2 protein-coding genes are annotated in these 1,368 nt (G+C 33.8%); both read left to right on the forward strand.

What is annotated here, in order from left to right:
* The first annotated feature begins 19 nt into the window (after positions 1 to 19).
* Positions 20 to 373, forward strand: a complete 354-nt coding sequence (locus ABD730_RS17140; protein WP_344716118.1) for an ISAon1 family transposase N-terminal region protein — start codon at positions 20 to 22, stop codon at positions 371 to 373.
* 19 nt (positions 374 to 392) lie between these two features.
* Entirely contained in the window at positions 393 to 1,346 is a 954-nt protein-coding gene (locus ABD730_RS17145) for an ISAon1 family transposase (protein WP_344716119.1), read from the forward strand.
* Positions 1,347 to 1,368 lie beyond the last annotated feature (22 nt).

Below are 1,368 nucleotides of genomic sequence, written 5' to 3' on the forward strand. Positions count from 1 at the left end.
AAAAAAAAAAAAAAGACTTTTGGACAATTATCTAGAACTACTGAAACTTATTCTTCCTGAATTTTTAATAGATCATTTTGATTTAATTAGGCATACCAAGAATGGAGAAGTCATGCATCTCTATTTCGAAGAACGCAATATCACACCAAAAGAAGAAACTGCCCGAGAATTAATAGCTCATGGCTTTCATAAACAAGCCACAATACAAGACTTTCCCTTAAGAGGGAACACAGTATATCTACATGTTAAGCGTCGTAGATGGTTAGATAAAACCACTAAAGAAGTTGTACAAAGAGACTGGAACTTAGTAGCACAGGGAACACGAATGACTACCGAGTTCGCTGCTTTTTTAAAAGAAATTAATCGATACTAAAGCTTCAGACTGTCACACTATTGCTGGTTTTTACAATGTTAATGGTAAAAAGCTATCTAGACAGTACAGAGATTATCTTAGTGAATTTAATCATTGGAAGCAGAAACCACATGCTAAACAATGGCTTATCTTCCCAGAGAATATAGGACCTTATCTTTCTATTGACGAAACAGCATTGTCAAAGGGCGAACTCTATACAATCATTACCAATAAAAATGCAAAAGGTAAGAAAGGCAGTATTGTAGCTGTTTTTGCAGGAACTAAAGTCGAACCTATTATTGAACAACTACTTAAAATATCAGCAAAAAAAAGAGCTAAGGTCAAAGAAATAACATTGGATATGGCAAACTCAATGAAAACCATTGTAAAAAAATGCTTCCCTAAGGCCATACAGGTAACAGATCGCTTCCACGTTCAAAAACTTGCCTTTGAAGCCTTGCAAGACATTAGAATAAAACACAGATGGGATGCAATAGACCTAGAAAATGAGCAAATAAAACAAGCTAGATTAAACAATAAAACTTATAACCCTCTAGTGTTTAACAATGGGGACACAAGAAAACAACTTTTAGCAAGAAGTAGATATCTACTGTATAAATCACCACAAAATTGGACTGAGAACCAATATCAAAGAAGTCAAATTTTGTTTAAGGAATATCCAGACATAAAAATAGCTTTTAATTTAGTTCAAAGCCTTAGAGATATATTCAATACAGCAACTTCAATACAGGTTGCATATACTAAGTTAGCTCACTGGTATAAGGAGGTGGAACAAGCTGGATTTAGAGCATTCAACACAATAGCTAATACAATAACATTGAACTATCGGTCAATTTTAAACTATTTTATAAATAGAAGTACTAATGCTGCCGCGGAATCTTTCAATGCTAAAATAAAAGCGTTCAGGGCACAGTTTAGAGGGGTCAAGAATGTGGAATTCTTTCTGTTTAGATTAACTACAATCTTTGCTTAAACACAACTTTTGATCTTGATCC

Source organism: Winogradskyella damuponensis (assembly GCF_039538385.1).
GTDB classification, from domain to species: domain Bacteria; phylum Bacteroidota; class Bacteroidia; order Flavobacteriales; family Flavobacteriaceae; genus Winogradskyella; species Winogradskyella damuponensis.